Below are 24,272 nucleotides of genomic sequence, written 5' to 3'. Positions count from 1 at the left end.
GCGCAGCGCACATAAATCCAGACATCGTGGTTTCGCATAAGGTACATCTCAGGTTCCTCTTTTCACAAAAAGTAATCCGGGCGCTTCTGCTCCCGGATGAATTGCTGCACATCTTCAATTTTCTCGATGATTGGGCAGGTCGGCAGCGCTGCCAGCGCGGCATCATGGTACTTGCCGCCGATGCCCGCACGTTCGTCCAGAATCGCCACCACGCAGGAGTCCTGCTCGGTACGGATGGCACGACCAAAGCCCTGCCGCAGTTTTTTCTGCATTTCGGGGATAATTTCGGCGTTTATGTAGTCGCGCAGATTCGGGTACTGCCGGCGTTCGTAGTTGCTGACCGGTTCGGGTATCGGAAACGGCAGCTTGGCGATGATCAGCAAAGACACCATGTCACCGGGAAAGTCGATGCCCTCCCAGCAGGAGCCTGCCGCAAACAGAACGCCGTTGCCGGATTGCTTGAACTTCTGGATGATTTTGCCGCCGTTGCGCCATGCCTGATAGGTCGGGTATTGCCACTGACCGTCCGTCAGCGCGCGGACTTCCGCCATCTGGCGGTACGCTGTGAACAGCACCAGCGCATGACCGTGACAGGCACCAACCAACCGAACGATTTCTTCTGCCATTCGGCGGTTGTCCATTCGCGTTTTTGTGCGCGGCGGAAAGTATAACAGACATTTTTTCTTGTAGTTAAACGGAGAATCCGCGCGGAAGTGGCGCAACGGCCGGTAGGTTGTCAGCCCCAAAAGCTGTTCGGTGTGGCTGAAATCTCCGGCTGCAGCCAGCGTGCCGGAGGTCAGAATCGCGGGTTCGCGTGTGTTCCACAGGGCGCTGCGGAGCAGCTGCGGTACGCGGTTGCTGGCTGCGCAGAATGTGGGCTGGCCATCGGCATCGTAGTCGATGTATAAGATGCGCGTCGGCACCTCCAAAAGAAAAAGGCGCAGGAGGCTTTCTGCTTCTCCCAGCCTGTTCAGCAGGTATCGCGGCACATCCGGCAATCCGCCAGCATTTTGCAACAGTGCTATACAGTCGATGAGAGCAGCGCGGCGGAACGGTGTAAGCACGAACGGTTCGCTCACTTTTCTTCGCAGCTTGGAAAACCCCTGCGTGCAGGAGAACGACAGCGTAAGGAACGTCGTCCGCAGCTGTCTGGCAAAATCCTTGTAGTGCGCCTGTTGTAATAAAAGGCACAATTCATCCATGGCGCGCGAGGATAGTGTTTCCGTGTACATCTGACGGGCGGCATCGGGCAGTTTGTGTGCCTCGTCCACCACCAGCGCCTGATAGCTGCGCAGGAGCAGCGGCCTATCTTCAAGTCGGTGCGATGCGTCTGCCAGCAAATAATTGTGATTGCAAATTTGGATGTCGGGTTTCATGGAATCCCGCAGATACTGCTGGTAGCGGCAATCCAAGCGCATAAAGCAATCTCGCGGGCAGGACTGCGGCACACAAATTCGGCAGCGGTCATACCGGGAAAGTTCCGGGATATGATCCATGTCCAAAATGTGCGCAGCAATGTTCAGGCTGTTGGTCTGCCGTTTTCTGCTTGGCTGCACCAGCGATGCTCTTTCGGCAAGGCGGGCATCGCAGACAAAGCGTTCTTTGCCCTTGCGGACAACGGCTGTGATGGGTGCTGTAATGATACCTTCGTCCAGCAAGACAGCGGACAGGTCGGGCAGATACTCAGTAAGGATAGCGTCCTGCAAGGCAACGCTGGAAGTGGAGATAACGATAGGCAGTTTCATCCGTTCGGGACGGTTCATCTGCCAAAGAATACAGCCCACGAGGTAGGCCAGCGTCTTGCCGGTACCCACGCCTGCTTCGCACAGGGAAATTTCCTTATTATATAAGGTATCTAAAACTTCATGGCAAAGCGCGATTTGTTCCTCGCGCACCGCCATGCCGTGCCGGGGTAAAATCTCCCGGAAAATCTGTTCGGCTATGTGGTGGGATTCCGCATAGCCCGTTGGATAGGTTTGCATTTTACACCCCTGTTTTCCATCCCGTTTAAAGCAAAATGATGGGCAGCAGGCGCTTGGGGTCCTGCTGCCCACGATTTGCCCTAAACGGCAAAAGTAGATAGTTAAGAAACTGTGCCACATTTGCCGCCCGCACCCCTGACACCGGGAACACAACAGGCAGGCCACTGGCAATGGCCGTTCACTGACTTTGCCGGAGTCTTACTGCTTACAACTCCGGCTCGGTCACCCCCTCTGACGCGGGAGGCTGCAGGTGTATCATTATAGCCTTTTCCTTGGCAACATATGGTTTTGCCAAACCGCCCATCGGGTCTGCCGGAAAAGGAACGTACCTGTTATGCTGGGTATTCAGTTGTCAAGGTGCTGGGGAACGGACTATATCCGCTAAAGAGAAAAGCGTCGGAGAATGGAGTGTGCCGCCATACGATCTTCTTCTGTTTCTGCCTCATTGTACTTCCTGCGAAGCCACTCAATTTCTATCGGTTTTAAGTATGCTGTATGAGAATTGGGTCTGCGGTCTATAAGAGAAATTCCTCCATGCGGACCGGGCTTCGTGTCAATTTCGTAAAAGTCCATAAGGTAAACAATATCATAATTGATTGTGCGGCGAGAAACGCCGAACCGTTTCGCAAAATCATCGATGCTATATTTTTTATATGTATATAAAAGCTCAATAATTTCATTGCGGCGTATTTCGACGTCAGACACTCCATCACCTCCTCTCATTTCTCTAAACCCCATCTTAAATGTAATTAGTGCAAAAACCTTGCACTAATTATTTGAACTTTTTGTGAATTTTTGAAGTTAAAAAAACACCGCCGATTTCAGTAAAGGAATCAGCGGTGTTTTGCATTAGAAGTTTTTTATTCCGACTATATGCCAATAGCAGAAAAGTTCCTGTCTCATACAGAAAGATTCAGTGTAAGTTCTTCAATGAAATATCTCTGTACTAGTTTTTCTGCTGTTTGCAATGTATCAGGTACAGCATAAAATTTATAGCAATACCGCACAATTCCCGCCTGACGGCTTAAGCACCGTTCCGGCGGCTGCCGCACCTTGCTCGCCGTATCGGTACTTAGAATTATGCGGTATTGCCTTATATTACTTCACCTATTATTATGTGTATCCTTACCATCTTGCTTTTATAAACTTTTTTCATCTGTTTTGCTTGCGTATCCAGCACAGATTGATTTCTAAGTTGCGGTGTTTTTCTATCCCGATGTTCGCTGCCAAGCGAATAGTCTTACTTCACACCCTTGTCACCAAGGTCTGACAGGTACCGCGCACGGCATAGCTGCCGCTGCCTGCGGGCAGGAAGAAGCTGTCGCCTTTCTTGACGACCACGGTCTCACCACCGCAGGTCAGCTCACCCTCGCCGTCTGTGACGAGCAGCGAAACAAAGCTCTTCTCGTCCGCTGTGTCCTCAAACGCGCCGTTCTTGGCATCCACGGTGAAATATTCACCCTGCGCCAGATGGCTGCCGAAGTCATGCTTGACAGGCGGGGTGCGCAGGGTCACGTCCAACGCCTTCTCCACGTGCAGGGCGCGGGGCTTGCCGTCCGCCCCCACACGGCCGTAATCGTACACACGGTAGGTCACGTTGGAGTTCTGCTGTACCTCGGCAATGACAATGCCCTTGCAAATGGCGTGCAGCGTGCCGGCCGGAATAAAGAAGCAGTCACCCTTGTGCACCGGCACGGCGTTCAACACCTCGGTCAGGGTGTTATTCTTGATGCGCTCCTCAAACTCCGCCTTGGAGATTTCATGGTCAAAGCCATAGTACAGGAAGGCACCCGGCTCACAGTCCAGCACATACCACATTTCGGTCTTGCCGTACTGATGCTCGTTTTTCAGCGCGTACTCGTTGGAGGGGTGTACCTGAATGGACAGATTGTTCTTTGCGTCAATGAACTTTGTCAGGATTGGGAACTGTTCAAACTTCTCGCAGTCGGTGCCAAGGCAGCCCGGGTGGGCGGTCACATAGTCCGCCAGCGTTGTGCCGTCCGCCAGATAGCTGGGACCGTCCGGGTGGCAGGAAAGCACCCACGCCTCGGCCAGCGGGTTCAGATCGCTCTTGATGCCAAAGTCACTGCGCAGGCGGCTGCCGCCCCACAGGTAATCCTTGCAGCTGGGAGTCAATTTCAGTATATTCATATGGATCTCCTTTACCTCAAAATTTCATTTTTTACTCAGGCATCTTCTGTTTCCTGTTCTCGCAAAAAATAGCACACAATAAACGCTGACTGTGTCATGCCCAGCCAGAGTAGAAACACCGCATTCCAGCCTCGGCTATGCCGCCGATGCCCCGTGCGGTCGCAGCTGCACCAAAATAGGTTATGGCGCTCAGCACAGGGCGCTAAAATCTTCACTTTAAGCAAACCACTTCTCGGCGTCTTTCACAATTTCACATTCGACCTTTTCAGCAGCTTCTCTGTTTTCGGCACTGACAGAAATGTAAATTTTCAGTTTCGGCTCCGTGCCGGAGGGACGCACGACAATAGAGCAGTTATCTTCCAGCAGGAACTTCAGCACTTCAGACTTGGGCAGCCCGTCCAGGCCATAAGCATAATCCAGCAGCTTTACAACCTTCTTACCGCCAAACGCTTTGATATTGCCGCGGAATGCCTGCATAATGCTCTGCATCTTGGCAAAACCGGCGCTGCCGTCGAACTCGTAGCTGTGCAGGGTGTTCAGGCAGTAGCCATAGGTCTTGTACAGCTCGTCCAGCTTATCCAGCAGGCTGATGCCCTTGGTGGCGTAGTAGCTGAACATCTCGCAGATCATGTAAGCACCGTCCACGCCGTCCTTATCGCGGACGTAGGAGCCGGTCAGGTAGCCGTAGCTTTCCTCAAAGCCGAACACATAGCTGTCTGCCCTGCCCTGCTTTTCCAGCTTGCCAATCTGCTCACCGATAAACTTGAATCCCGTCAGCACATTGATTGTCCGCAAACCATAATGGGTGGCAATCTGTTCCCCCATATCCATCGTCACGATGGTCTTAACCATGACCGGGTCGGCGGGCATCTTGCCGTGTTTCACACGCTGGCAGCAAATATAATCCAGTAACAGCATACCTGTCTGGTTTCCGGTCAGCAGTTCATATTTACCCGCCTTGTTCTTGACTGCAATGCCCACACGATCGCAGTCCGGGTCGGTGGCAAGCAGTAAATCCGCATTGCACTTTTTGGCATACTCCATGCCCAGTGCCATAGCTTCTTTAATCTCCGGATTCGGGTACGGGCAAGTCGGGAAGTTCCCGTCCGGCTGCTCCTGCTCCTTGACCACGGTGATGTTGGTGTAGCCCATCTCCTTCAGTGTGCGGGTCACAGGCTTCAGGCCGGTGCCGTTCAGCGGGCTGTAAACAATAGCCACATCCTTATTGACTTCTTCGCCAAACAGGACAGACTGATTCTTGACCTCATTCACAAATGCGGTATAGACTTCGTCCGGGATGTACTGGATGTTGCCGCTTGTAACACCTGCTTCAAAATCGCTAGTCTTGACGTCTGCAAAAATGTCCAGCTTCTCGATTTCGGCAAGAATCTCCGCAGCAGCCTCAGTGGTAATCTGGCAGCCATCTGCGCCGTAAACCTTGTAGCCGTTGTATTTGCCGGGGTTGTGGGAAGCGGTGACCATGACACCCGCAGAGGTATGCAGATAACGGGTCGCAAAGGACACTGTAGGAACAGGCATCAGAACAGGCCAGATATTGACTTTCACTCCATTTGCTGCAAACACACCAGCGGCAACTTTTGCGAACACGTCGCTCTTGATGCGGCTGTCATAGCCGATTGCCACAGAAGGTTCTGCAAAGTTTTTCTTCAGATAGTCAGCCAATCCCTGCGACGCTTTTGCTACCGTGTAAATGTTCATGCGGTTGGTGCCCGCACCAATCACGCCGCGCAGACCACCCGTGCCAAAGGCAAGGTCACGGTAGAAGGCATCCTCGATTTTGGCATCGTCCAGCGTTTTCAGTTCGGCGGCAACATCGGCATCTGCCGTTGCATTAGCAAGCCATCGCTCATATTCTTTTTTGATGTCCATCTTAATTTTCCTCATTCCATGCGGCTTTTGGCCAGCAGGGCTGCACCGATGACCCCTGCGCGGTAGCCCAGTGTGCAGGTCGTAATGCGGGTATGTTTTTTTGCAAAATCGTGTCCGAACACCATGGGTTCCACGGCGGCACGCAGCGGCTTCAGCAGGTTTTCACCCTGGTTGGCCACACCGCCGGACAGCCCGATAACTTCCGGGAAGAAGATGTTGATCAGGTTGGCAATGCCTACCGCAAGATAATGAATGTAGGTATCCACAACCTGCTGTGCGGCGGCATCCCCCTGCGCAGCGGCATCAAATGCCGTGCGACCGTTCACGTCTTCCGGCTTTGCGGCCAGCACGTTCAGCGCACTTTCCGGGTGGGCAAGCCGTGCTTCTTTTGTCATGCGGATCAGTGCGGTGGCACTGGCCAGTGCCTCAAGGCATCCATGACGTCCGCAGGTGCAGCGCGGGGCGTCTGCTGTATCAAGAATCACCATGTGTCCGGCTTCGGAGGCGGCGCCGGTGTAGCCTGTCAGCAGTTTTCCGTCCAGTACAACTCCTGCGCCAACGCCGGTACCCAGAGTAACGACAACCGTACTCTGTGCGCCTTTAGCGCAGCCCGCAAGAGCCTCGCCCAATGCAGCAACATTTGCATCATTACCAACGGCAACCGGCAGACCTGTCTTTTGCGCCAGATATTCCTCCATTGCAAAATCATGCCAATCTAGGTTGTTGGAATACAGCACCGTTCCGCCGTCCACAGTTCCCGGGCATCCGACACCAACACCTGCAACGTCCTTTCCCTCCGCCAGCTGCAGGCACAGCGCTGCAATGTCATCGCAGACAGCTTCCGCCGGGCGCGGCAGGTTTGTGGGGGTGTTGGCTTCGCACAGAATTTCACCCTCGCTGTTCACAAGTGCGGCCTTGATGTTTGTGCCGCCAAGATCTACGCCCAGATACAACATACGCCGTTTCTCCTTCCTTGCTTTACTCTACGGTCAGGTCGGCGCGCAGCAGAATATTCTCTGCATTGTCGCCAAGCTGGAGTTCAAATTTTCCGGGTTCTACCCGCCATACATAATCAGGACCAAGGGTACGCAGCTGCTTTGGTCCGACAGTCAGTTCCACCCGACGGCTTTCACCGGGCGCAAGCGTCAGACGGCGGAAAGCTGCCAGCTGGCGCTCCGGCTTTACGACGGAGCTGAACATATCCCGCACATACAGCTGCGGCACGGCATCGCCGGTGTACTTGCCGGTATTGGTGACCGTGACACTGACAGTGACCGTGTCCTGCGGGTCGATCACGCTGCGGCTCAGGGCCATATCGCGGTAAGCAAATGTTGTGTAGGTCAGACCGTAGCCAAACGGATACAGCGGCAGCCAGTCCATCTCCACATAGCGTTTTCCGCCGCCGGGTCGCCGGCTGTAATGGCAGGGAATCTGCCCGACACTGCGCGGGAATGTGATGGGAAGCCGTCCACCCGGGGCTGCATCGCCAAACAGTGTTTTTGCAATAGCGGTGCCGCCCTGCTCACCGGGGAACCACGCCTCCAGAATGGCAGGCAGATGATCGTTTTCCCAATTCGCCGTAACGGGGCGTCCGCTTTGCAGCACCAGCACCACAGGGGTTCCGGTTGCATAAACAGCCTGTACCAGCTCAAGCTGTCTGCCGGGCAGGTTCAGGTCGGTGCGGTCAAAGTTCTCGCCGCTGGTCTCCTCGTTGTCGCCCATGCAAAGGATGGCGACATCCGCTTTGCGTGCGGCTTCCACTGCTGCGGGGAAATTTTCCCGCCCGGCGCTGTACCCGAAAATCACGCGGGCGCCCCGCCGGTCGTTGACAAACTCAATGCGGATTTTATAAGTGCGTCCGGCTTCAAAGTGGAAATCCAATGCCTGGTCAGCGCTCTTATCCTTGCCCCAGCCATCAATCAGCAGTTTGTCATCCACGTACAGGCGCATACTATCCTGCGTACTCAGCCCGATGCAGCCATCCATTGTGCGGGGCATAACCACAGAACCCGTCCAGACAACGCTGAAACAGTTGGCATCCAGGGCAGGATGCGGCAGTGCGAAAATCCAGTTGAAGTTGACGGTGCGATCCGTGCGAACCTGCACCGGTTCGCCCTGCGGCACAGGTCCGTTATAATAGTGACCTGTCAGCCCGGATTCGCCGTTTTCATCGCGCAGCATGGACGGATCAAACGGGTGCAGCGCCTGCCCCAAAAAGTTGCAGCCGCGCTCATACAGCACCTCGGTTTCAGGGCTGACTGCAGCACGGATTCCGTCCAGCACAGAAACCCCGCCTTTACGGCCGCGTGTTTCGGTATAGTCGCCATAAGAAACCGTATCAGCTGCCGGACCGATGACTGCCACGCTGCGCAGGTCTTTTCTGATCGGCAGCAAGCCGTCATTCTTGAGCAATACGATGGATTTTTCCGCTATTTTTTCCGCGGTGGTCAGGTGTTCCGGGCAGCGCAGGATTTTATCGGCGCGTTTTTCATCCGTATAAGGATTTTCAAACAACCCCAGTGCAAATTTCATACGCAGCACACGCCGACACGCCGTATCCAGCACCGACATCTTCATGGAACCGCTTTCAATCAGGTGGGCAATCGCTTTCTGCCAGACATCATGCGGAAAGTCGTAAAGCTGCAAGTCCACGCCGGCTTCCAGCCCAAGGCGGATGGCCTCCTCCGGCGTTTCGGCAATAAAGTGCCAGTCATACAGGCGGGAAACCGCCGTCAGGTCGCTGCGGACAAACCCCGGCATACCAAACTGCCCGCGCAGGACATCCGTTAAAAGCTCATGGTCCATGGATACCGGAATACTGTCGATGGAGTTGTAGCTGCACATAGCGTCGCACGCTTTGCCGTCTGCAAAAGCCGCTTCAAAGACAGGCAGACAGTCGCTGAATACATCGTGCCGACCCATGGTGCAGGGGGCGCAGTTCAGTCCCCCCACAGGGTTGCCGTAGCCGACGTAGTGCTTGGGTTCGGCAGCCACGGTGTCCGGTGTCGTCAGGTCTGTCCCCTGCATACCCAATACGGTTTCGCGTGCAAACTCAGCACAAAGGTATGTGTCCTCACCATAGGATTCTTCCGCGCGACCATACCGTGGATCACGAATCAGATCCATGACGGGGCTGTATGTTTCGTGAATCCCGCAAGCCCGGGACTCTGCCGCAATGGCGTGTCCCATCTCGCGCCCGAGTTCAGGCTCAAAGCTTGCCGCCAGACCAATTTGCTGCGGAAAACTGGTTGCGTTGTTTGTCATCAGCCCATGCAGTGCTTCCTCGCTAAAAAGGTATGGGATGCCAAGACGTGTGTTTTCTATGGCATACCGCTGCACAACATTGGCTTGGGCAGCAGTCATACCGCGCAGTTGCACACTGCCGACACTATTGTGCTGCATCAGTGCATCAAACCGCTGCATATCCACGGCTGTAACCTTGCCGTTTTCGTCCTGCGTTGTAAAATCGCCGGAATAATACTGATCTGTCTGCAGGATCTTTTCTTCAAGGGTCATCCGGCTCATCAGGTCGCTAATGCGCTCTTCTGTCGAAAGATCCGGGTTCTGGTATGGGTACATCTTTTTTCTCCCTTTATGTTACAGAGGGCAATTTTCGCCCATTTATAATCAGGTTGGCAAAACCGCCGATGCCTGCCACAAAAAACAGCAGCGAAATTGAGCTGTCCCCCATAGATTTTTCCAGCATGGGCTGGATGGCGGTTCCCACTGCGGCCGATGTGCAGGTGGCAATGCTGCTCATGGCAGCCGTTACGCCAAAGTAAGCGGTTTTGCCGCTTTCAGGACTCAATGCAAATTGCAGGTTTGTGCTTGCCAGTGATGCGCCGCCTGCACAGCCCGCCGCAACGACAATCAGAACCGGCGCAACCAAATGTGCAAAGGAAGGGCGCACAAAGGACCAGCCCAGCGTGCAGGAAAGATTCAGGAATGCAGTAAGCCAAATAACGCAGTTCCACGCAGTGCGGTCGGCCAGCCGCCCCCACACCCAGCTGCCTGCCATGCCCACAACAGCGGACACGACACCCACCGATGTGATGAAGGTGTGGCTGAGCCCCAGCACCCGCAGCTCATACACGGAAAGGAACGGAGAAGCAAAGCCGCCAGTCAGCCCGCCGATGATGCAGTAAAAAAGCAATGGACGGTAAGCAGGGTCGCGCACTGGGCGCAGAATATCCGCCGGGCGCATTTTGGAGGTGAATTTTACCGGGTTCTCTCTTACCGAAGCAAGCAGAACGGCATCCACCACAGTAAGCGACAGGCTGACAATACCGATGATAAGAAAGCCGGTATAGCCCTGCCCCTGTTCCAGATAATAATCCAGTACGCGACCAAGTGCAAGTGTTGCCGCGCTGGAAACGCAGGTTCCGATAATGCTCTTGACGGCGTAGAACTGACCGCGCCCGCCTTGGGGGGCGATGCCCAAAACCATGTGTTCCAGCCCCGGCGTAACAAGCCCCGCAGAGAAAAAGCCGATGGTATAAAGCACCAGCACCACAGCGCGGGCATGACCGGGGTCCGGCAGAGCCAGCGGTACCAGCAGAATGCTGCTGATGGAAAGCCTGAACACCACGCACATAAGCCATATAGCCAGTTTGCGGTGGTGCATCCGTTCAAACACAAAGGGCGAGAAAAACTGCAGTACGCACCCGAAAGACGGTATCATGGCCGCTGCGGCGCATAAGGATACGGACGCCCCAAGGCTGCTCAAATACCCGGCCAGAAAGTTGCCGGTGGCAACGGCATAAATCACGCCGGCCACTGCGCCTTCGGCAATAATCCGGTAGCGACCCATTTCCAGTTCATTTTCGGTCGGTGTATGCGCAGGAAAAAACAGCTGATAAAGCCAGCCCATGGCTTACCTCCCGGCAGGCGCCTCCACGGTTCCGTAAGCGCGTCCGCGGAGAAGATCCGCGTAACGGCAGATTAGGTTTGTCAGAACCGACAGGCTGCTTTCTTTGCTGACCTGACGCCACTGCGCACGGTAGCGCTGCAGCCAGTGTTCCAGCGCAGCTGCCATGGCATCTGCTTCGGGGCCGTGCGGGCAGCCTGCATTGAGCCATGCGCCAATACGGTTCCACAGCACAATGATGTCTGCCGTCTGGCAGAGTACCTGTACAATCTGCTTTTTGCCGGCAGGAAGGTTTACCGCGGCTGCAAGGATATCTGCCTTTGCCTTTTCTACGGCGCGGTTGGCATCGTCAATCCTTGTAAAGTCCACCTCGGAAAGGATCTCGGCGCGGGTTTTCTCATCACATTCTATCCAGTTGACGGTATTCCGCCAGTCAAAAACTTCATAGTCCTGCAGTTTTGCCATCAGACCGGCAAACTGCCCGGTGGCATCGCCGTAATACAGGCGGGAAACCGCTTCATTCAGCTCGTCAAATTCCACAGGCTCTGCATTCCAACCGAACGCTGCACCGTACAGGACGCCCGGAATCGTCAGGCGCGGGTCATTGACATGACCATAATCGCCCCAGTCAGTGTTCAAAAGGCCAATAGCGTTGTACTTGTGTGCATGGTGGCACATGGTACGGATATTCAGGTAAGAATTGTACATCAGAGGCATCCAACGGTTCCAGCCACAAACGCCGGGGCAGGCATACTGTGTAATCCCGCTGGCGGCAATATCCCGAATCTCATTTTCCCGCTGATGCGGCAGATAGCCCCAGTTCAGGCAGATGGTTTCCTTGGGCAGCTCGGCACAGCTTTCCGGGAAGCGCCACATGATGTCCCCCCAGAACTGCGGTGTTACCCCCTGCGCAACAAGATATTCGCACAGCGCCTTCACATGGCTGAGATACAGGCTGCGCTCGCTCTGCTCCTCGGCGAGTGCCTTGCTGCGCCCCTTGCCCAAATCGAACGTTTCGTCATCACAGATATTGAATTTGCTGCTGCGGAAAAGCGGGCGGTATTCGTCAATCAGCCCTTTTACAAACCCCAGCGCATCGGGATTGGATACGTTCAGGGTATGGTGATTCCCTGCATAGGTATAACTGAACGGAATCTTTTCCGAGTCAGGCAGCTCGCAGAGGTCGCAACAGGTTTTTGTGCTGAGAATACGGTACATATGCCCGAAGGTAGACAAGGAAGGAACGAGTTCAATGTGCCGGGCTGCGCAGTAATCATCCAGTTCCATAATCTCCTGCGCGGTCAGCGGCGTATCCTCACGCCATGCTTCGCTCAGGTCACGGAAAAGATAGGTGTGCTCAATATAAAGCTGCCATTGGTTGATCTTGTAGCGGCAGAGAATATCTGCCACCTGTTTCAGGTAGTCCAGCTTCGGGACACGTCCGCGGGAGCAGTCCTGATAATAGCCTCTGTTGGCAAGATCGGGCCAGTCCTCAATTTCCAGTGCGGGCAGTACGGCTCCGTGCTGTTCAATATACTGGCACAGTGTCTGCACACCGTTGCAGAGTGCTTCATCGCTGCCGGCTTTCAGCGTGATGCATTCCGGCATAATGCTCAGCGTGTAACGGTTTTGCGGCAGGGCGGTATCCACCGTAAGTACGGCGTCACCTGCCCGGGGCTTACCGCGGGTGAACGGCACTTCCAGCCCGGCGTACTCCCGCAGGCAGCCCTGCAGCATCTGTGCATAAAGCAACGCGGCGGGTTCGGTCTGCCACAGGGTGATTCGGCTCTGATTGTCCAGCATATGAACCCCTGCAGGGTGTTCGATCTTATGTGGATTCGGAATAAACTCCATCATCATTTCCTCCAAAAAAAGGCACGGGCGGCGGGCGCATTGCCAACCGCCCGTGCAGAATGTTCGGACTTTGTTATTTAACGGATACGAATTGTCTTGATTTCATACGGCTTTACCGTAAAGGTAATCTTGCCGTCTTTGACTTCAACCGGCTCGCCGTCGGGCTGTTCCAGACAGTTGCAGCTTTCTGCCGCATGGAAGGGAAGGTTCCAGTCCAGGGTGACATTTGTCAGGCTGTTCTCGCACTCATACATACGCACAATGGCACCATCGCCATCCTCGGCGCGTTTGATGGTTTCCAGCACCACATTGGGTGCATCCAGTCCGGCAAGGCTGAAGCTTTCGCCCGGCTTTCCGCCCTGCACAGCCAACGCGGGCTGGTTCAGGAAGAACGCCTGCGGCACCGTGCCGGCTGCCTGCCATTTTTCGGCGTGCGGATAAATGGCATATGTGAAATGGTGAACTTCCTGATCCGTGGTAGGATTCGGCTCAATGCCGGACTTAATCAGGGTCAGCCCAATCACAGAATCCTTGACGGAATGACCGTACTTGCAGTCGTTCAGCATACTGACGCCGTAATGTCCTTCGCTCAGGTCCATCCACTTCTGACCGCAGCTTTCAAAGCGTGCGCGATCCCAGCTGGTGTTGGCGTGCGTCTTGCGGGTCAGGTTGCCGTACTGGATTTCAAACGTAGCTTCGTCAGTATGGACATTTACCGGGAAGTGAACCTTCAGCAGGCTCTGGTGTTCGTGCCAGTCCACGGTTGTAACAAACTCAATCCGGCGCTGCTTTGCATAGAAATGGATATCCTGCACCAGGGTGGAGTTGCTGTAATTGCGTTCGATGTGCAGTGTGGCGCGCACGGGACCGTTCTCCGTCCATGTGAAGTCCTGCAGGTCGGTGACATCCCAGAACTTTTCGGTATAGAAAATATCGATATCCCAGTTGTCATAATAGATGGGCTTATCCTCATATACGCGGAAGAGGTTGCCTGCCTGACCGGGCTTGAGCACTTCGCGGCGGTTCTCTTTGTCAAAGATGCCGGTCATCTGACCGTGTTCATCAAAGGTGACAGTATAGAACGGGGTGTCAATCTTATGTCCATCGGTCGCAATTTCAAAAGGCGCAGCCGAAACCTGTGCCGGTACGACCGCAAACGTTTTGCTGCCCTTGGCAGGCAGGTTGTTCAGGAACGCCACGGCACCATCGGCTGTTTTTTGTACGGGATAGACATTGCCGGCTTCGTCCTGCAAAGCCTCTGCCTTGCAATCACCCAGTTCAACCACATCGCTGCGGACAAAGCCGGTAGTGTTGTACACGGTAACGCCTTCCCCGGCGGGGGTCAGTGCATCCAGGCGCTCCTCGCGCAGTGCCGTGATTTCGGCTTCCATCTCGGCATACTCTTTTTTGGTGACTTCGTATACTTCGTGGATGGAGGAACCGGGCAGAATATCATGGAACTGATTGATGAGGATTCCATGCCACAGCTTGTCGATTTCTGCCTCTGGGTATGCGACCTTGGCTTGTGCCAGCAGGCTGAGCAGTTCCAAGTCCATCATGTGCAGCTCAATCTTACGGTTGGAACGCTTGTTGCGCGCCATGGAGGTGTATGTGCCGCGGTGATACTCAAAGTAGAGTTCACCTTCCCATGTGGGCAGGCGGCGGTTGTCCTTCACACGCTCAGCCAGCTCATCAAAGTAGGTGCGTGCAAATGCCTGACGCACTTTGGGCAGTCCCTCGATGCCCTTTTCCATACGGGTGGAGGTTTCCAGCATGGCGCGGGTCGGACCGCCGCCGCCGTCACCGTAACCGTAGGAAATCAGGATATCATTGTTGATGTCCTTCTGCTGGTAGCGGTGCCAGCCGCCGATCAGCGCATCGGGATGCAGGATGCCGTTGTAAGTCGTGAAGAAGTCATTCTCGCTCTGACCGACCCCCAGCGTTGTGACAAGGTGGGTCAGGATTTCGGTGCCGTCAATGCCCCGCCACTTGAAGGTGTCGTAAGGCATTTTGTTGAACTGGTTCCATGCCAGTTTTGTGGTCATGAAATAATCAATACCGCACTTTGCCATAATCTGCGGCAGTGCGCCCGAATAGCCGAATACGTCCGGCAGCCAGAGGATGCGGTTGTCCACACCGAACTCTTCCTTGAAGAAACGCTTGCCGTACAGGAACTGGCGCACCAGACTTTCTCCGCTGGTCAGGTTGCAGTCCGCCTCAACCCACATGCCGCCTTCCGGTTCCCAGCGTCCCTCTGCCACGCGCTGTTTGATCTGCTCATACAGTTCGGGGTAGCGCTGCTTCAGGAAGTAATACAGCTGCGGCTGGCTGGACATAAATTTATAATCAGGGTATTCATCCATCAGTTTCAGCACAGTTGCAAAGCTGCGGCAGACCTTTTCCCGGGTCTGTGCCACAGTCCACCACCACGCCACGTCAATGTGCGTGTGACCAATGCAGCTTGCAATGACTTCCTCATGACCGGCAAGGTCGGTATAAAGTGCTTTTGCCAGATACCGGCGGGCAGCAGCAATGCTTTGATAGAAGCTCTCGTTATAAGGTGTGCGCAGGTCGATCAGATTGACAGCCTCGTTCAGCACGTTTTCCAGATCGCGGCGGGCTTTGCCGTCCTCTTCCAACCGGGGAAAAGCCTCCAGCGGCACAACCATATCGTAGTAAAGACCCTCAATTTCGGGGTCGATTTCCCGCAGGTCTACAATCAGGTTGAATTCGGTATGCAGGGTTCCGGTGTAGGACTGCAATTCCAGACGGTACTTTTGACCGCCCTTGGCGCAGCGGTCCAGCAGGATGTCGCGGTGGTTCATATCCACGCCCTGTGTCACCTTGCCGTCCACAAACAGCAGGAACTGCGGGTTTTTGGCATCGTCCCACTCATCAATCTGGGTGCAGACGTGCATCCACAGCGGTTTTCCGTCCATTTCCTGCGGCACAGCCACATCCGCGCGGAACCAGTAATGCTTGTCCGGTCCGTACCAATGCATGGTGCGGCTGTCAAAGGGTTCAAACGGTGCAGGGTCTGCATCGGCATCTTCCGGGCGCAGGAAGTTGCCCGGCTTTATGAGCCAGTCGCTCGTTTCAAACTTCTGTTTTACAGAAAGCTTTTTCAGCTCATTGCAGATACCTGTGACGCGCTTGTCAAGAAAATCAATGGTGCGCATAGGTCTTTCCTTTCCCTCATAACGAGGCTTCCAGCAATTCAAAGCTGGCTGTTTTTTGCATTTTTGTTTGCGTTAGTGGAACGTATCTACACCGAAATCGTGGTATCAGCAAAATGTTATCCTGTGGCATCTCTTTGCCCCTTTAACATCAGAAAGAGTTCTTCTTGATATAGTCCAATACACGATCCACCGTGGTGAACGCCAGACCGGTCACGGTATCGGCACAGCCGTAGTACATCGCAATACGACCGGTCGCGGCATCCGTCAAGGTGGCGCAGGGGAAGGTCACGTTCGGCACGTCGCCTACACACTCATACAGCTCATGAGGAGCCAGCAGGTAATCCTTGCCGCGGTATTTTACCTTCCACGGCTCGTCAATATCCAGCAGAGCAGCACCAATGCGGTATACATAGCCGTTGCAGGTGTTGATAACACCATGGTAAATCAGCAGCCAGCCCTCATCGGTTTCAATGGGGATGGGGCCGGGGCCAATTTTCATGCTCTGCCATGCAGATTCATCGCCTTTTACAGCACCCATCATAAAGCGGTGGCGTCCCCAGTAAATCATATCTTCGCTCTGGCTGACAAAAATATCGCCGAAGGGGGTATGCCCGGTATCGCTCGGGCGGCTCATCATCATGTAGCGCCCCTGAATCTTGCGCGGGAAAAGGACACCGTTACGGTTGTACGGCAGGAAGGCATTTTCCAACTGGTGGAATGTCTTGAAGTCATCCGTCCATGCAATGCCGATGGTGGGTCCGTGGTAGCCGTTGCACCAGGTCACATAGTATTTGCCGTCCATATAGCATACACGGGGGTCATAGCGGCATTCACGGGTTGTGACTTCCGGGTCATCCCCTACCAGATGAATCGGGGTATCCTCAATATCCCAGTGCAGACCGTCCTTGCTGAAGCCCGCGAAAATGTCCATGCTGATGGACAGGCTGTCACAGCGGAACACTCCGGCAAAGCCATCCTCGAACGGCACAACAGCGCTGTTGAATACGCTGTTGGAGCGTGCGTTGCCGTCACGACCGATGATGGGGTTTGCATCATAGCGCCAGAAAGGGGTGCGGGTGTTTGCAGGCGGTTCCTGCCACGGAATATTGGGCAGTGCGCTGCCGATGATTTTAGCCATACTTGATTCTCCTTGTGTACTTAAAATAAATCGGGAGCGGGAACTCAGCGTCCCGCTCCCGAAGGTTTCCCTGCCTGCAGGGATAGTATTTGGATTTTTAAAGATTACTTATTGGTAGCCATGAAAGCGTCAACCTGGCTCTGTGCCTCAGCAACGATCTTGTCAAAGCCGGCAGCGCGCAGTTCTTGCATCATCTGGGGAACCATAACTTCGGGATCAGCCGTACCGGTCAGCAGCTCGCCCTTGTAACGCTCTGCAATCTGGATGCAGTTTGCCAGTTCATCAGCGATGGGGGTGGTGTCGAGAGTGAAACCAAGCAGGACAGAAGGCTCAGCCTTTTCGTTCAGCTCTTTAACTTCGTCGAACTGGTTGAAATCGAAATCGTCGGTCGGGGTGATAGCGAAGAAGCTGCCCTGGGTGTAACCTGCCATAGACCAATCCGCGTTGTTCTTATGGACGAAGGTTTTGCTGTCATCGGTGTAATCCCAGTTGTCGCCCTGAACGCCGTAGTAGAACAGGTCACGGACGTAGGTGTCGGTGTTTACCAGCTGCAGGAATTGCAGTGCTTTTTCGGGGTTGGCGCAGTTAGCGGAGATGCAGTTCAGAGAGCCGCGGACAGTTTCATTGGAAACGATGGTCGGACCCCACTTCTGGGCAACGCACTCAACGCCGAGCTGCGGACCCCAGGAAGTGATTGCCGCACCGGACCAGCCCTGTGCAATGGAGCAAGCCTTGTAGTTTGCATCTTCGGGACGGGTTGCAGCGTCAGAGTTGATGATACCTTCGTTGTACCACTCATGGAAGGTTTTCAGAATCTGCTTGACGTCATCCTGCTCAACAGTAGCAACAACCTTACCCTCGCTGTCATCATAGCGCACACCCAGGGGATACAGACCGGCGCCAAGCTGGTCATACATATAGGACTGGTAGCCGCCGCCGTTTTTGTTCAGAGGGAAGGAAGCCTCGCCGTCAGTGTCCTTGATAGCCTTCAGGGGCGCAGTCAGTTCATCCAGGTCGGTGATGCCCAGCTCCTTGGTATAGTCATAGCCGGCAGCCTCGATCTTTGCCTTATCCCAGACAACGTACTCGCTCTGAGAAGAATCCTTGTAGGTAGGCACACCATAAACACGTCCGCCCACTTCGCAGGCTTTCCAATAATCTTCCGGAACGGAAGCGTACAGTTCAGGAGCCGCTTCCTTGAGCATATCGGTGATATCCAGGAAAGCACCGGTATTGACGTCGTTGTTATAGGTGTTGACGTTGGTGAACAGGATGTCGTATTCACCGCTGGTGTTCACAATAACATTGCGGCGGGTGTCCCAGTCGCCCCAGGAGATAACCTCCATGTCGATGTTGACGCCGATCTTATCTTCCAGATACGGGTTAATCTGTGCCAGCCATGCATCGTAGTTAGAAGGCATGCCAGAACCAACGGCCACCCATTTCAGGGTGACGACGTCCTTGGAGGGAGCAGCCGTAGGAGCAGCCGTAGAGGTGCTGCTGCCATCGGTGCCGGTGGAGGCAGAAGAGGAACTGCCGCCGCAGGCTGCCATGCTGAGGGCCATGGAACCGGCCATGCCCAGCGCAAGCACTTTGTTGAACTTTTTCATCTGTTTTTCTCCTTTGCTTGTGTAAAGTTGTGTATCTTCATTCCCCTTATAGGGGAACAGAACCAAATGTGGTGGGAAAATTGAATGGGTTTATTTGTTAGCATCGATGTTCTTATACAGTGTTTTTCTTTTTCAGAGTCTTTCTCTTAGCCCTTAACCGCACCAACCGTCAGACCGGAAATAAAGTACTTCTGGAAGAACGGATACGCGCACGCAATGGGAATGACGATAATGATTGCGATTGCCATACGAACGGATTCGGACGGCATCGAGTTACGGTACTGCTGCAGACTCAGACCTGCGCTGGGGTTATTGGCGATGTACTCCAGGTTCTTCATCATGTTGTTCAGCAGTGCCTGCAAGGATACCAGCTTGGAATCCGAAATATACAGGGCGGACTGGAACCAGTCATTCCAGTAGCCGAAGGTCAAAAACAGCGCAATTGTGGCAAAAACAGGCTTGGAGATGGGCACCACGATACGCCAGAAAATTTTCATCTGGGATGCGCCGTCAATCTTTGCCGACTCAATGATGGAATCCGGTACCGTTGTTCGGAAGAAGGTCTTGCAGATAATAACATTGAAGCTGCTCATCGCCAGCGGCAGAATCAGACACCAGATGGTGTTGTTCAAACGCAGCATATTGGCAACAACCACATAGTTTGCAACCATGCCGCCATTGAAAATCATCGGGATGAACACCATCCAAGTGAAGAAGCCTTTGAGTTTATAGTTCGGGCGGGAAAGCACATAGCCAATCATTGTGGTCAGCAGCACACCCAGCACCGTACCCATAACCGTGACCACCACGGAAATTATGAGTGAATTAAAAATCGTTCCGCGTTCATTCCAAAGGAACGTGTACGCCGCCGTGGAATATGTATCCGGGAAAAGCCTGTACCCGTACTTTGTGATAGAATCCGTGGAGGAAACGGAAATCATAAAGACGTAGAACACCGGAAACAGACAGACGAAGGAAAGCAGTACAAACAGAATGTTAAAGCAGGCATTCGTTGTCGGCTTAATCTGGTTTAAGCGGAACGCCGCACGAGCTTCCTCTTTTTCCAGCTTTTTTTCTTCGGCCTTTATCTTATGCTTTTCTGCCAGAGTCATTTGTGTGTTCTCCCTTCATCAAATAATCGCGCTTTCTTCATCAATCTTGGAAACGATGAAGTTGGCAACCAGAACGGTCGCGCAGCAGCATGCAGCCTGGAACAAACCTGCGGCAGCAGTTCTGCCGATTGTCACATTGCTCTGCAAAGCCTGGTAGACATAGGTGTCAAATGTGCTGGCAACGTTGTACAGTGAGTTGGGAACACCCTGCGTAACCTGATAGAACAAGCCGAAATCGGAATAGAAGATGTGGCCGACATTCAGAATGAACATCATAACGATGATGGGTTTCAGTGCCGGCAGTGTAATATATTTGGTCTGCTGCCACTTGGTCGCGCCGTCCAGCGTTGCCGCCTCGTACAGCGTACTGTCAATGCCGGTAATACTTGCAAGGTAGACAACCATATTATAGCCCATGGATTTCCAGACCTGCATGAAAGTCAAAATCAGCGGCCACCATTTTGGCTGAGAATACCACATGATTTTATCGCCGCCGAAAAACTGTATGACAGTGTTCATCAAGCCCTTGTCGGGGTTCAGGAAGGCGTAGACAAAGTAGCTGACAACAACCCACGAAAGGAAGTACGGGAAGAACATCATGGTCTGGTATGCTTTAGAAGCGATTCGGCTGTAAATCTGGTTAATCAGCACAGCCAATGTAACCGGAATTACAATGTTCAATACGATAAATAAGATGTTATATAACAGCGTATTGCGCAGCAGCATGGTAAAGGTGTTGCTGGTAAGAAAGAATTTGAAGTTATCAAATCCTGCCCAGTCACTGTGAAATAAGCTGTAAAGGAAACCCCTTCCCGGAGTGATCTTGAAATTCTTGAACGCAATAATCAGACCGAACATAGGCAGGTAGCAAAAGACCGCATACCAGATGGCTGCCGGAAGCCCCAGCAGTGTCAGCTCCGTGTCATCACTCGTCCAACGTTTGCGGCGTGGCTTCGTTGAAGTTGAAACTGCCGGCTTATCCTTTTTCATAGAATGTGCCCCTTTCTTTTGGCGAGCCAAGTGTTAACAGCCGCCAGCATTTCGTGCTAACTAAGCGTTAACTCCATAGTTAGCATTCGTTGCCATTTGTTAGTCAAATATTAACATTTACTTTTGTACCTGTCAATCGTCATTTTGCACAAATCGCGCACCGTTTCATTGTATTCGTGCATATCAACGGTTTTCGCATTGTTTTTTTGTGCAAGATGGCCAACATTTTCAACATCAAACATTAGCAAAAGTTAACTTTTCGTGTTGCTTTTCTCTTATGATTTTGCTATACTTACTATAAACTCAAAAAACGGAGGCTTTCTTTCATGAGCAAACCAACCATGCAGGATATTGCTGATGCTCTTTCTGTTTCCAGAATCACCGTATGGAAAGCGCTAAGCAACCGTCCCGGCGTTTCGGATTCTATGCGTGCCCAAATCCATCAAAAAGCCACCGAGATGGGCTATTTCCACACTCCCTCTCAGGATACCACTGCGACCGTCTCTGCTCAACTGCCTCCCCACACACGCACCGTAGCGGTAGCCGTGTGCCGACCGGAGTCCTCTCTTTTCTGGATGCAGATTATCCATCAGATTGCCAAAGATCTTTCCGAGCATAATGTCAACCTCATGTACACATATCTTCCCACAAATTACAAAGCGGGCTATGTGTTGCCGGAGCCTTTGACAAACGGTACAGTAGATGGTGTCATTGTACTGAACACGTACTCTGCGCCCTTGCTGCGGCTGTTATCCTCTTTACCTATACCAAAGGTTTTTCTGGACACGGTTCCTTCTGTCCCCTATAACCAGTTACATGGGGATCTGCTCATTATTGAGGGTCGCGACCTTATCCGGCAGATTACAAGCAATCTGCTCCGTCATGGATGCCGAAAGCTCAGTTTCATAGGCGATGTAGAATATGCCCAGACAAACAAAGAACGCTACGAGGGATTTCTGGATGCGCTGCATGAGCATGGGATCATTCCAAACCCCAGTCTTTACCTTACCGGGTCATTGGGTCTTCGTACCCATTATGAGGAAATCAGTCACTTTCTGGACTTTTTGCCAACCATGCCGGACGGTATCGTCTGTGCCAGCGACTATATTGCTCATTTCATCCAGCGTTATCTTGAAGAAAAAGGGATAGACCCTGAAGGACGTATCGTACTGACGGGCTTTGACAACAACAGCGAATATTTGAACGTTGCCGACCGTATTACAACAGTCGATGTAAAGCCGAAAACCATCGGTTCTCGCTTGGCCGCCAAGATTCTTTTTGTGATAGAACACCCGAAAGCGGCGCCCGAAGTCAGTTACGTTTCTTCCGAAGTGCTTTACCGCGGCGTGCTGGCATCCGATCCAAAAGCTTCAAATCCTGACGAGTCTATTCTATAAAGCAATCAGCTACATGGTTTTTTCACCAAATAAATAGCAGGACATCCGCGGTTTTGAGGTGATCCCAAAAAGTCAGGGCCATATTTTGAAGTAAAAATTGTTCAAGTAGCCGAAAGGGCTTGTTGTCTGTGAATTGCAGGCGGCAAGCCCTTTCGTTTTGCTCTGATTCTGCGGTTGTTGTAGTAATCCAGATATTCGACGAGTTCCTGTTTGAAGTGCTCCATGGACTGAAATTTTTCCAGATATATAAGCAGATTGATATATGCCTACCGGCTGGCAGCTCTTGTCAGCCCCTGCATAGTCCGCAGAGAAGTATCCTGTGTAATATATAAAGTAATCTTCTTGTTTGTACAAAGTTTTTCCAACGGGTGCAGAAATAATGCCGCGCTTTCCATAATCTGTCCCCCCATGCAGAGCGTGTCCGGACAGAATGCTTCGATCTGCGGCTGCAATGCATCGCACAGCTGTTCACCAAAGCACCGGAAACAGGCTTTGGCCCGTTCGTCCCCGGCGGCGATGCGTTCAGCAAGCGCACGACCATCCAGCGGCACACCCAGCATCTCGCCGGACAGCTTTTCCAGCCCCCGCCGGGAAATATAGTCGTCTACGCAGCTGTCCCGAAACGGTGCATTATAAAAATATCCGTTTGGCGGCACACCGGGTGTACCTTCTTCAGCCAGAAATCCGTTCACCCCAAATGCACTGCCGCAGCCGGTTCCCACTGCTACAAACAGAGCTCGCCCGGCTTGCGTCGCCTGACCAAAGGTCATTTCCCCCAACGCAAAGGCCGCTGCATCATTGATAAATTGAATCCTTTGCTCCGGCAAGCCGCTGATTTCGGAGAATGCTCGGCGCAGATTGCAGCCGTACAGTGCATCGTATTTGTCCAGTCCTTGTAAAAGGCAGATGCCGTTTTTATAGTCAAACGGTCCCGGAAACGCAAGATCAATTTCAATGGGAACAGCATTTTCCGGGCAGATACTGCTAAAAATCCAACCAAAGTTTTCAAGCAACGTTTGCCTGTCCGCGCCGGCCATTGCCGGGAAATGGCGGACAGGTGCCAGAAAATTTCCTCTTTTATCCAGAGGCGCAGCCTTGATTTCCGTACCGCCCACATCCAGACACAGATACACTTCCTGCATTTTATCTCCCCCGGTTGATTTCAATATTAAAACTGCTCCGGCTTGCCGGATAATAGCTTTCGCTGTATTCCACCGCAATACCGTTCTGGCTATAGCCGGTCGAGACAATATAGACTGTCGGTTCAAAAGGCGACAGTTTAAGCTCTGCCGCGACCTCTGCCGGGGGCATACGCACATCCAGTCGCTGAGAGGTTCGCATGACGGTCAGCCCGCGACTGTCCAGCATTTCGTAAAAGGATGCATCCGTAAAGTTTTGTTCTTCCATTTCCGGGAAAAGGCGTACCGGCACATACACCGTTGTATACACAATGGGGCAACCGTTATACATACCTTCCAGCCAGCGCAGCCGAACCATCCGGGTCACGCGTTCCCCCTCGGCAAGACCCAGTGCTTTGGCGGCAAGCTTGCCCGGTTTTTCTTTTTGCAGTGCCAGCACGCTGGTGTGCAGGTGGTTGTGCCGTTCCCGGCTTTCTTCCTGATAGCCGATCAAGAACCGCGTGGATTCGTGCTGTATTTTTGGTTCTGTCACATAGGTGCCGCTGCCCTTGACCCTTGTCAGGCGTCCTTCCTGTTCAAGCAGGTTCAGCGCCTGACGCACCGTGGGGCGGCTTACCCCCATAGAAACAGATAGCTCGTTTTCTGTGGGAATGCGGGTGTTCGGCGGGTATTCCCCGTTCTGTATCCGATCCCTCAACTGCTGTACAATCTGAAGATATCGCGGCTGCGGCATACTATATCCAACCTCCCTGCTGATGTGCCGTGTCCGGTGTTCTCCGCACAAAAACATTGTCACAGCGCAGATTTATACCGCACACCACTTCTGAATCAAGTATACCATGCAGGCGGCAATTTGTAAAGATGTAATTACTAATTTAATTTTATTCAGAAATGTATTGACATTTATCCCGCTTCCGTGTATGTTGATTATATCGTACAAAATATCCGAAAGCAGGTGCCTTT

At 53.1% G+C, this 24,272-nt stretch carries 16 protein-coding genes and 1 pseudogene; 1 reads left to right on the top strand and 16 read right to left on the bottom strand.

Translation table 11 applies throughout. From position 1 onward, the window contains the following. Positions 1-62: 62 nt before the first annotated feature. The 13 genes from GPK89_RS08815 to GPK89_RS08755 form a co-directional block, all read right to left on the bottom strand. Positions 63-1,982 carry an ATP-dependent DNA helicase gene (locus GPK89_RS08815; RefSeq protein WP_215692500.1) on the bottom strand — a complete coding sequence of 640 codons (1,920 nt, stop codon included), beginning with the start codon at positions 1,980-1,982 and terminating at the stop codon, positions 63-65. A 381-nt stretch (positions 1,983-2,363) separates the two neighbouring features. Beyond that, positions 2,364-2,687: an HTH domain-containing protein gene (locus tag GPK89_RS08810; RefSeq protein WP_215692499.1), complete on the bottom strand. Its 324-nt coding sequence runs from the start codon at positions 2,685-2,687 to the stop codon at positions 2,364-2,366. A 540-nt stretch (positions 2,688-3,227) separates the two neighbouring features. Then, complete coding sequence (locus tag GPK89_RS08805; protein WP_113999093.1) at positions 3,228-4,133, bottom strand: type I phosphomannose isomerase catalytic subunit; 906 nt, start codon at positions 4,131-4,133, stop codon at positions 3,228-3,230. Between the two features lie 216 nt (positions 4,134-4,349). Continuing rightward, positions 4,350-6,023, bottom strand: a complete 1,674-nt coding sequence (locus GPK89_RS08800; RefSeq protein ID WP_215692498.1) for a phospho-sugar mutase — start codon at positions 6,021-6,023, stop codon at positions 4,350-4,352. Between the two features lie 11 nt (positions 6,024-6,034). Continuing rightward, a complete protein-coding gene (locus tag GPK89_RS08795; protein WP_215692497.1) occupies positions 6,035-6,979 on the bottom strand; it encodes an ROK family protein in 945 nt (314 codons plus the stop codon). 22 nt (positions 6,980-7,001) lie between these two features. Continuing rightward, positions 7,002-9,602 carry a glycoside hydrolase family 3 C-terminal domain-containing protein gene (locus GPK89_RS08790; RefSeq protein ID WP_113999096.1) on the bottom strand — a complete coding sequence of 867 codons (2,601 nt, stop codon included), beginning with the start codon at positions 9,600-9,602 and terminating at the stop codon, positions 7,002-7,004. 13 nt (positions 9,603-9,615) lie between these two features. Further along, complete coding sequence (locus GPK89_RS08785) at positions 9,616-10,893, bottom strand: MFS transporter (RefSeq protein ID WP_215692496.1); 1,278 nt, start codon at positions 10,891-10,893, stop codon at positions 9,616-9,618. Between the two features lie 3 nt (positions 10,894-10,896). Continuing rightward, positions 10,897-12,744 (bottom strand): glycoside hydrolase family 20 zincin-like fold domain-containing protein, encoded by a 1,848-nt coding sequence (locus tag GPK89_RS08780; RefSeq protein ID WP_275951429.1) that lies wholly within the window; start codon positions 12,742-12,744, stop codon positions 10,897-10,899. A gap of 77 nt (positions 12,745-12,821) precedes the next feature. Beyond that, positions 12,822-15,923, bottom strand: coding sequence for an alpha-mannosidase (locus GPK89_RS08775; RefSeq protein ID WP_252261586.1), 3,102 nt, complete (start codon positions 15,921-15,923; stop codon positions 12,822-12,824). Between the two features lie 148 nt (positions 15,924-16,071). After that, the gene (locus GPK89_RS08770) at positions 16,072-17,061 is read right to left on the bottom strand and encodes a glycoside hydrolase family 130 protein (protein ID WP_215692494.1); all 990 of its coding nucleotides are present in this window, start codon (positions 17,059-17,061) and stop codon (positions 16,072-16,074) included. Between the two features lie 104 nt (positions 17,062-17,165). After that, entirely contained in the window at positions 17,166-18,671 is a 1,506-nt protein-coding gene (locus GPK89_RS08765; protein ID WP_215692493.1) for an ABC transporter substrate-binding protein, read from the bottom strand. 146 nt (positions 18,672-18,817) lie between these two features. Continuing rightward, the gene (locus tag GPK89_RS08760; RefSeq protein WP_113999101.1) at positions 18,818-19,783 is read right to left on the bottom strand and encodes a carbohydrate ABC transporter permease; all 966 of its coding nucleotides are present in this window, start codon (positions 19,781-19,783) and stop codon (positions 18,818-18,820) included. A gap of 18 nt (positions 19,784-19,801) precedes the next feature. Continuing rightward, positions 19,802-20,773, bottom strand: coding sequence for an ABC transporter permease (locus tag GPK89_RS08755; RefSeq protein ID WP_215692492.1), 972 nt, complete (start codon positions 20,771-20,773; stop codon positions 19,802-19,804). Between the two features lie 326 nt (positions 20,774-21,099). Between GPK89_RS08755 and GPK89_RS08750 the strand changes: the two genes are divergently transcribed. After that, complete coding sequence (locus tag GPK89_RS08750) at positions 21,100-22,170, top strand: LacI family DNA-binding transcriptional regulator (protein ID WP_113999103.1); 1,071 nt, start codon at positions 21,100-21,102, stop codon at positions 22,168-22,170. A 101-nt stretch (positions 22,171-22,271) separates the two neighbouring features. On the opposite strand, the pseudogene GPK89_RS08745 reads toward GPK89_RS08750, so the two are convergent. From GPK89_RS08745 to GPK89_RS08735, 3 genes and pseudogenes are all read right to left on the bottom strand, one after another. Continuing rightward, positions 22,272-22,421 (bottom strand): annotated as a pseudogene (locus tag GPK89_RS08745) (IS3 family transposase); the annotation flags it as partial. Between the two features lie 15 nt (positions 22,422-22,436). Beyond that, entirely contained in the window at positions 22,437-23,390 is a 954-nt protein-coding gene (locus GPK89_RS08740) for an ROK family protein (RefSeq protein ID WP_215692491.1), read from the bottom strand. Beyond that, positions 23,314-24,042 carry a GntR family transcriptional regulator gene (locus GPK89_RS08735; RefSeq protein ID WP_215692490.1) on the bottom strand — a complete coding sequence of 243 codons (729 nt, stop codon included), beginning with the start codon at positions 24,040-24,042 and terminating at the stop codon, positions 23,314-23,316. The genes GPK89_RS08740 and GPK89_RS08735 overlap by 77 nt, the downstream gene beginning before the upstream one ends. Between the last annotated feature and the right edge of the window lie 230 nt (positions 24,043-24,272).

This window comes from Gemmiger formicilis, from assembly GCF_018784445.1.
Classification (GTDB): Bacteria; Bacillota; Clostridia; order Oscillospirales; family Ruminococcaceae; genus Gemmiger.
This window is presented reverse-complemented; position numbering and strand designations above follow the sequence as displayed.

What these genes read in the sequence shown, in the direction of transcription:
- GPK89_RS08815 (WP_215692500.1), bottom strand. Translation starts at nt 1,982, where the DNA reads ATGCAAACCTATCCAACGGGCTATGCGGAATCCCACCACATAGCCGAA.
- GPK89_RS08805 (WP_113999093.1), bottom strand. Translation starts at nt 4,133, where the DNA reads ATGAATATACTGAAATTGACTCCCAGCTGCAAGGATTACCTGTGGGGC.
- GPK89_RS08800 (WP_215692498.1), bottom strand. Translation starts at nt 6,023, where the DNA reads ATGGACATCAAAAAAGAATATGAGCGATGGCTTGCTAATGCAACGGCA.
- GPK89_RS08795 (WP_215692497.1), bottom strand. Translation starts at nt 6,979, where the DNA reads ATGTTGTATCTGGGCGTAGATCTTGGCGGCACAAACATCAAGGCCGCA.
- GPK89_RS08790 (WP_113999096.1), bottom strand. Translation starts at nt 9,602, where the DNA reads ATGTACCCATACCAGAACCCGGATCTTTCGACAGAAGAGCGCATTAGC.
- GPK89_RS08785 (WP_215692496.1), bottom strand. Translation starts at nt 10,893, where the DNA reads ATGGGCTGGCTTTATCAGCTGTTTTTTCCTGCGCATACACCGACCGAA.
- GPK89_RS08780 (WP_275951429.1), bottom strand. Translation starts at nt 12,744, where the DNA reads ATGGAGTTTATTCCGAATCCACATAAGATCGAACACCCTGCAGGGGTT.
- GPK89_RS08775 (WP_252261586.1), bottom strand. Translation starts at nt 15,923, where the DNA reads ATGCGCACCATTGATTTTCTTGACAAGCGCGTCACAGGTATCTGCAAT.
- GPK89_RS08770 (WP_215692494.1), bottom strand. Translation starts at nt 17,061, where the DNA reads ATGGCTAAAATCATCGGCAGCGCACTGCCCAATATTCCGTGGCAGGAA.
- GPK89_RS08765 (WP_215692493.1), bottom strand. Translation starts at nt 18,671, where the DNA reads ATGAAAAAGTTCAACAAAGTGCTTGCGCTGGGCATGGCCGGTTCCATG.
- GPK89_RS08760 (WP_113999101.1), bottom strand. Translation starts at nt 19,783, where the DNA reads ATGACTCTGGCAGAAAAGCATAAGATAAAGGCCGAAGAAAAAAAGCTG.
- GPK89_RS08755 (WP_215692492.1), bottom strand. Translation starts at nt 20,773, where the DNA reads ATGAAAAAGGATAAGCCGGCAGTTTCAACTTCAACGAAGCCACGCCGC.
- GPK89_RS08750 (WP_113999103.1), top strand. Translation starts at nt 21,100, where the DNA reads ATGAGCAAACCAACCATGCAGGATATTGCTGATGCTCTTTCTGTTTCC.
- GPK89_RS08735 (WP_215692490.1), bottom strand. Translation starts at nt 24,042, where the DNA reads ATGCCGCAGCCGCGATATCTTCAGATTGTACAGCAGTTGAGGGATCGG.